This window comes from Mycobacterium innocens (genome assembly GCF_900566055.1).
GTDB lineage: Bacteria > Actinomycetota > Actinomycetes > Mycobacteriales > Mycobacteriaceae > Mycobacterium > Mycobacterium innocens.
The window spans coordinates 1-6,872 of record NZ_UPHQ01000318.1 but is presented as its reverse complement, the minus strand read 5'-3'; the positions used below and the strand labels follow the sequence as shown (position 1 = coordinate 6,872).

At 62.6% G+C, this 6,872-nt stretch carries 7 protein-coding genes and 1 pseudogene; 2 read left to right on the top strand and 6 right to left on the bottom strand.

The annotated features are described in order from the left end of the window. The 6 genes and pseudogenes from EET03_RS29225 to EET03_RS29205 all read right to left on the bottom strand — a co-directional run. Nucleotides 1-311: pseudogene (locus EET03_RS29225) on the bottom strand (IS1380 family transposase); the annotation flags it as partial. Nucleotides 312-817: 506 nt separating this feature from the next. Next, complete coding sequence (locus tag EET03_RS29220) at nucleotides 818-1,252, bottom strand: glucose-6-phosphate dehydrogenase (protein WP_244232599.1); 435 nt, start codon at nucleotides 1,250-1,252, stop codon at nucleotides 818-820. A gap of 82 nt (nucleotides 1,253-1,334) precedes the next feature. Then, a complete protein-coding gene (locus EET03_RS30610; RefSeq protein WP_167470744.1) occupies nucleotides 1,335-1,487 on the bottom strand; it encodes a hypothetical protein in 153 nt (50 codons plus the stop codon). Nucleotides 1,488-1,529: 42 nt separating this feature from the next. Further along, on the bottom strand, nucleotides 1,530-2,642 hold the full coding sequence (locus EET03_RS29215; protein WP_075541957.1) for a fatty acid desaturase family protein: 1,113 nt from the start codon (nucleotides 2,640-2,642) through the stop codon (nucleotides 1,530-1,532). 17 nt (nucleotides 2,643-2,659) lie between these two features. Further along, complete coding sequence (locus EET03_RS29210; protein WP_082274541.1) at nucleotides 2,660-3,526, bottom strand: TetR/AcrR family transcriptional regulator C-terminal domain-containing protein; 867 nt, start codon at nucleotides 3,524-3,526, stop codon at nucleotides 2,660-2,662. 265 nt (nucleotides 3,527-3,791) lie between these two features. Further along, nucleotides 3,792-4,145, bottom strand: coding sequence for a hypothetical protein (locus EET03_RS29205; protein ID WP_244232598.1), 354 nt, complete (start codon nucleotides 4,143-4,145; stop codon nucleotides 3,792-3,794). A 692-nt stretch (nucleotides 4,146-4,837) separates the two neighbouring features. Here EET03_RS29205 and EET03_RS29200 point away from each other — a divergent pair. Next, complete coding sequence (locus tag EET03_RS29200; protein ID WP_244232597.1) at nucleotides 4,838-6,406, top strand: wax ester/triacylglycerol synthase family O-acyltransferase; 1,569 nt, start codon at nucleotides 4,838-4,840, stop codon at nucleotides 6,404-6,406. A gap of 181 nt (nucleotides 6,407-6,587) precedes the next feature. Continuing rightward, nucleotides 6,588-6,746, top strand: a complete 159-nt coding sequence (locus EET03_RS32195; RefSeq protein WP_244232596.1) for a DUF6307 family protein — start codon at nucleotides 6,588-6,590, stop codon at nucleotides 6,744-6,746. The last annotated feature ends 126 nt before the right edge of the window (nucleotides 6,747-6,872 follow it).

Below are 6,872 nucleotides of genomic sequence, written 5' to 3'. Positions count from 1 at the left end.
CCACAGGCCACGTTATAGGCCAGGTTCAACACGTGATCGGACTCGTGATAGGGCAGGTGCACCTTGAGCAACTGCAGATCCTCATCGATCCGCTGCACCAACCCCAACCGAGTGACCAGCCGATGCACTGCCGCGATCCCACCGAAGCTGGTGGCATCGACGTTGGCTCCGACCTCGTAACGCACCACCCCCGAGTTCAGCATCGGCCTGGGCTGCGCGCCCCAGCTCCCAGCCCTCGCATGCCGCGCCACCACCCGTGCCCGCCGGGACGCGATGTTCCGCCGACTCTGCTCATGCGATATCTTCTTCACCACAAAGGCCTTTCCCGCTGGGCTGCGTTGAAGTCGCAAACCCAGCCAGGGTAAGGCCTTTGCCCTATCCTCCCCAGCCGACACGCTTACTCAGGGGCTAGGCCACTTGACCCCCCAGTAAATCGCGGTAACATGTTTCCCCTGGTCACCGCGGGTGTCTGGCGCGATGTGAGCGTGCAAGACGTTCACAAACGCGCAGATCGTTCACCATCGCGCATAACGTGTGGTCCCAAAATGGTCCCCAAGTGCGCGGCCGGTTCTCGCCTCACGATGATGGGCGATCAGCTCTTTGACTCCCTTGACTGCGGCCGGTTGGCGCGAGCGGGCGACGCCAGCCAAAGCGGGCGGGTCGACTGGTGAGTCACAACCGCGAGGTTGCGCGGATGCGAGCGTTGGGCTCGCATTCAGGCCGGCCCGTTGGTGCCGGAAGTGCTTGCCGGCCGATTCGCTCGCCGCAAAAAGAGAGGGCCCTTTATGCTGTCGCCCAATTCGTCCCGAAGAAATAGCTAACCGGGCAGATCCACTCGCAGCGCAAGGTGCGCATCGAGGATCCGGCGCAGCGCGGCGTCCATCGGATGAGCGGATGCGAGGTCGCGGCCGAACCGGCTGTCCACCACAACCACCGCGCCTTCACGCAGTTCGGCGGTGTCGACCTGATCGACGAACGGATCGAACAACGCGGGCGGCGTGGCCAGGTAATACAGCGCCCGGAGCGGCTCGTTCAACCCGGCGGCATACATCAGTCCGTGTTGGGTGATCACGAAGAGTTCCGAGGTGATCCGGGCATTCGGGGTCTCGGTTTTGCCCCATGCAATTGCGGCGCACCGGGTCTGCGCCAATCGATCCGGGACGTAGTTAGTGAGCGTGAGCAACCTTTCGACGAGTGCGCCACCGATTCGCGGATGTGCGCCGATCGCTGGCCTGAAGTACCGCTGGAAGATCTCGCCGAAATAGTCGTACCGTTACTCGCTCATCGCCGCACCCCAGGTTCAGACGGACACCTCAATTGTGCGCCCGAAACCGTCAGCTGAGCAGCATGAGTTTGGCCAGGACGGCGACCTCGCTGATATTGATGTCCTTGGTCGCGGTGACCAGGGTGAGCACCTTCTTCCGCTGCGCGAGCCTATGCAGGTTCGCCACACCGGTGGGTGTCACGATCGGCGAGAGTCTTGCCACGCTTTGTTGATCGAAGCGAAGATCTCAAACCGCACCGTCGGTTCAGCTGGCGAGGGCGACCGCCACCGGGCCTGCGGCACCCCCGAGGAACCGATCCGGAAGCGCCAGCTTGGAAATGGTGCGCAAGGTCAGCAGGTACTGGCGAGCGAGCGAACCGGTCGTATAGGGCAGGTCATAGGTGGCGCAGACTGCTTGAACTCGTTGGGCGATCTCCGCCAGGCGGTTACTCGGTAGATCAGGGAAAAGATGGTGTTCGATCTGGTAGCAGAGGTTGCCACTGAGGAACGTCATCACCGGCCCGGCGCGAAAGTTGGCGGTACCCAGCATTTGTCGTAGATACCATTCGGGTTTCGTCTCACCCTCGAGTGCGACGGGTTCGAACTTCTCGGCACCGTCCGCAAAATGCCCGCACGCGATTACGACGTACGCCCACACGTTGCGGAGCAGGTTGGCGACCACGTTCGCCGTGAGCGTGCGGCGCCATCGTCGAAAACGGAGAGCCGGAAAGAATACATAGTCCTTGCCGGCCTGCCGCGCCATCTTGCGGATCAGCGCTCGGGTGGCGGCGGACTTCTCGGCGTCGGTCGCCGCGCGCTCATGCTCGGAATGCAAGCCGTGCATCGCGATGCCCCATTCGAACATGATGGCCAACAACATGTTTCGCAAAGGCTGAAGCAGATGAGTCCGCTGCCACTTCTGGTCGCGGGTGACGCGCAGGACGCCGAACCCGAGGTCGTCGTCCATGCCGACGACATTGGTGAACACATGGTGGCGGTAGTTGTGGGAAAACCGCCACTGCGAGGACACACCCGCCATATCCCACTCCCACGTCGTGGAATGGATCTCCGGGTCGTTCATCCAATCCCATTGACCGTGGCAGATGTTATGGCCGAGTTCCATGTTCTCGATGCTCTTGGCCACCGCGAGCGCGGTGGTGCCGAGCGCCCAGCCGGCCTTGCTGCGGCTGGCGGCGATAACCAGCCGTGCGGCGAGGTCGAGGCATCGCTGAAACGCGATAGCGCGCCGGATGTATGCCCTGTCTTTTTCACCGCGCGAGTCCTCGATGTCGCGGCGGATCGCCTCCAGCGCAACTTCCAGGCGCTCGAGGTCCGTGTCGCTTAGATGGGCGTATTTGGCTACGTCTGCTATTGCCATCGACGCCTCACCGATATTCACGCGGGGTGGCGTGTCGCACTATTCGCGGGTCGACGGACATGGGCTTGGGATTCGACTGCGGCAATATCGTGATCACGTCCGTTCTTGGTGGTTTGGTTGCGTAGACCCGGGGCTGGGTGCCCGCGCCGGCGCGCCGTCGGGCAAGGGAGCTGGGCGGCCAGCCCGCTGAGCAGAATGTCGAGTCCGCGGTCGAGTTCGGCCAGCCCGTCGTAGGAGGCCCAGGACGGGGCGAGGTCACGTAAGTGCGGAAATTCGCCGATGGGCAGCCGGTGCAGCCCGAGCCGCAACACGTGGTCGGTTTCCTCGGGGCGTTCGACGAGTTCCTGCAGTTCGGTCAGCACATGGCCGAACAGGAACCCGAGCAATGCCCGATACACGTGCAGCGCGTCGGCTCCGGTGAACCCGGCCCCGGTCAGCAGCGCAAGGACGTCTTCGAGGTGCCGCAAGGTCCCTGGCGGGCGCATCCCCAGCGGTGTCGCTAGGGGCCGGGTGACCAGCAGCGGCACCACGTTTGGGTGTGCATGCGCTAAATCGCGGAAGTCGTGGGCGAGGTTCCGCAACGCCGCGGCCCAGTCCGCCGTGGTGGTGTCTAGCGACAGCCTCTGGAAGATCAACTCGACCACTCCGTCGAGCACCGCGGCCTTGCTGGGCACATGTCGATATAGCACCATCGGATCGCGGCCGACCGCCTCGCCTAAGCGGCGCATCGACAGCGCCTCGACGCCATCACGATCGATGATCTCCAAGGCACACGCCAGGACCGCTGCGCGGGTGATCGGCCCGCTCTCGCCGTCCTCCTCGGTAAAGTCGGGCGTCTGGGTGGCCTGCCTGGAAGCTGACGGTCCCGTCGGCGGCTGGGTCATCGGCAATAGCTCAGGAGCCAAGACCACGGGGTGCGCGGCCCTCGCGACCGTTGGGCCGTGACACGTCGTTCCCGATCGCTCCACCCTCCGAATCCCACATTGATCGTGCCGCAATCATCTCTCTACGTCCGACCCTGCGCCGCCGACCGGCGTGAAGAATGTCGGTGACGGTCAGCGAAGTACGAGTGGCCACCGTGGTCGACCCGCCCATGTCGGCATGGTTGCCGATCACACGTGCTTCAGTGATGTGCGTCATGACTGTCTCTTAATCTGCCCGCAGAAGCGAGCTGCTGGTTGGGTCTCGAAAGCCGCGTCTGCGTTGCGAGATCGTCGCACTCAGCCGACGGTTTTTCATGGGTTTGCGCGCCGACTTGTGGTGTTCGATCTGCCGGATCAGCTCACGCTTGGCATCACACAGCGCGCGGGTGATGTCCGGGTTTTGGGCAACCGCTACGAGCGGCGCAACGCCGGGCAGGCTCGTGCGTAATATGACGCGCTGCTCCTTGCCCCCGCGGTCTTGCAGGGAGACGACCACGTTCACATCACGCGAATCCCACTTGCCTAGGTGCGGCCCCAGCGTCGACAACGTCGCCACCACATGCGGGCGCTCCTTCGCCACGAAACCCGCACCTACGCGGATCACATTCTCGTGGAAACCATTTCGTTGTCTGCGGGCTAATGTCCTCATCATGGTCGTGGTCTCCTTCGGTTGAGGGTTTGGGCACACGCATGTGTCCTCAGGTGTTCCTACACGCATCGGCGCCGTGCAATGGTCCGAACCCGATTTCCGGGGATAGCACAGGAAACCCATTGATTCCGAGAGTAATTCGCATCATCGGGCCAAATGGCGTTTCCGGGTTAGATCCCCAGTAAACACCCTCGTTGCGAGGGTGTCAACATTGTTGACATACAGCGTAGAATCACGCGAAGCCCAGGGTCTCAGCCGCCGAGTGCGGCAAGAAGCTGACGCAGCGATGCGGTGGCGGCGCGCTGATGCTGTACGGCAGGACCAAGGTGTCAGCGTGGACGAGTCGCGCCACAGGAGTAGACGAGCAGCCAACGACGGCCCCGCTCCGGTCCCGGCATTCCCCTTATGAATGTGCTAGCATTAACAGTGTTGACACACGCTGACCGTCTATGGTGTGGGATCTGCCGCCTGAAATGACGCGATAGCTGGCAATCGCTGAATCTCCTTGGAAGGCAAGGGTATTCACGCGTGTAAGTTCACCGTTTGCTGAATGCTGTTCAGCGCAGGAGCGAAGTCGTCAACCAAGTCTGAGTAGCTAAGCACCGGAAGGTGAATGGAGCGTGATGAAGCGGTTGACCGGTCTGGACGGTGTCACGCTGCACGGCGAAACGCCCGTGATGCCCACCCACGTGATTGCTGTGTTGTTTTGCGACCCGGCAGCCGGTGGTGAGCTGACCGCTCGGGCAGTTCTAGCGCAGCTGGCCGAGCGTACCGCGGCAACAAGAGGTTTCCGCGAGCGCTTACTCACCAAACCCTTTGGGCTGGGCCAGCCGGTATGGGTCGAAGACCCGGCGTTCACTGTCCACGACCATTTGCATCATGTGCGACTGCCGAAGCCGGGCACCATGCGCGAGCTTGCCGCGCTGGTTGACCAGCTGCATGCGCAGCCGCTGGACCGTGATCGCCCGCTGTGGGACGCCTGGGTTGTCCAGGGTCTCACCGATGGCAGGTTGGTCGTCGTGATGAAGTTCGCCCACGCCATGGCCGATGGGGTGGGCGCGGTGACCTCGATGCTGCCCCAGTTGATGACCACCGATCACGACGCTGAGTTTCCCGCGGTGCCTGAGCGGGCACCTGTCCCGATGCCCGGCGGGGCCTCGATGGTGCGCGACATGATCGACGAGATCGCCGTCAACACCGCCGGTGGTGTTCGGGTCGCTGTCAAAGTAGCTCCCGGCGCGGTGAAGTCCATGGTGGGAACCGCGCTGGGATCGGTCCGCCAACTGCTCCTGGGCGACGGCGGGCAACGACCAGGTGCTCCGCAGTCCGACGTTAACCCCAGCTCGCCGCGGACCCGGCTGAATGCCCCGATCACCGCACGGCGCAGCGTCGCGTTCGCCGCGGTGGCGATGGAAGATCTGCGCGCCGTCACAAACGCGTTCGACGTCACCGTCAACGATGTATTCCTCACCGCAGCAACATCAGCGGTGCGCCGATGGTTGGAAGCGTACGACGCGGTACCCGATCAGCCGCTGCGCACCTTGATGCCGATCTCGACCCGCGCCGCCGATGACAACGCGTCTAATAGTTGGTCGCCGACCGTCGTCAACCTGCCCGTCTATCTCGCCGACCCGGTGCAACAGCTAGCCAGCATTCACACCGAGACAACGCGGATCAAGAAGCAACGGCGCGCAGAGCCACCCGTCAACCTCGCCGACGTCATCGATCTGATCCCGCCAGTGGTCATCGGGCTCGTGGCGGGACTGTACACCGGCCTGAAACTCTCGCGATTCCATCCTCCCGTGGCGCACATGATTACCTCCAACGTTGCGGGCCCACCCGGCGAAATCTACTGCGCCGGAGCCCACGTCGTCGGAATCCACGCCATGGCCCCGCTAATTGAGGGCGCCAACCTCAATATCACCGCCGTGTCCTATGGCGGTACCTTCAACGTGGGCATCGTCGCCTGCCCCGACAACGTCGACGACGTCTCATCAATCGCGCGCGGCATCGAAGCTGTAGTGGGTGAGCTGAAAAAGTCTGCCCAAGAAAAGACCCGCCAGAGCCTCGACTTGGTCCGTATTAGACCACCTGCGCACACCATAAAGTCCACTACCACAACGCAATTCGCTCCTGCCAAGAAGCGGGCTCACACGAAAAAGCGGGGCTCCGTCACGAAATGGCCGGCGTAACAGTGACTCGGGGTCAACCGGCGGCGCGCGTCTAGAGGGAAACCCGCATCGTTTCACCACCGGCCGCCGGGATATCCGCACATGCACCGCAAGGGCCGGGCAACCTGGAAACGGCGTAGCGTCGGGAGTGTCGAGGCCCATCCTTTCAGCGAACGCACCCGACAGACTAGGAAAGAACATCATGATTCCCGGAACAACACTGCCCACACCTTACGAAAATCGCCTGAAACTCGTTCAGGACACTATGACGATGTACTCCGTGCTGGATGACGACGCTGCGGGCAAACTCGCGGTACACGTACTACACGCACTGGACTCGATACCTGAGAAGATCCGCTAAGGACTCGCGCAGTAATTAATTAGGTTTTTGTGTTTGGTTTGTCCACACTTGTGGTATGACGCTGCCTGCTGTGGACTCCGATCCGGTCGCCGCCCGTTTGTTGTTGATCCGCCCGCATCTGGACGA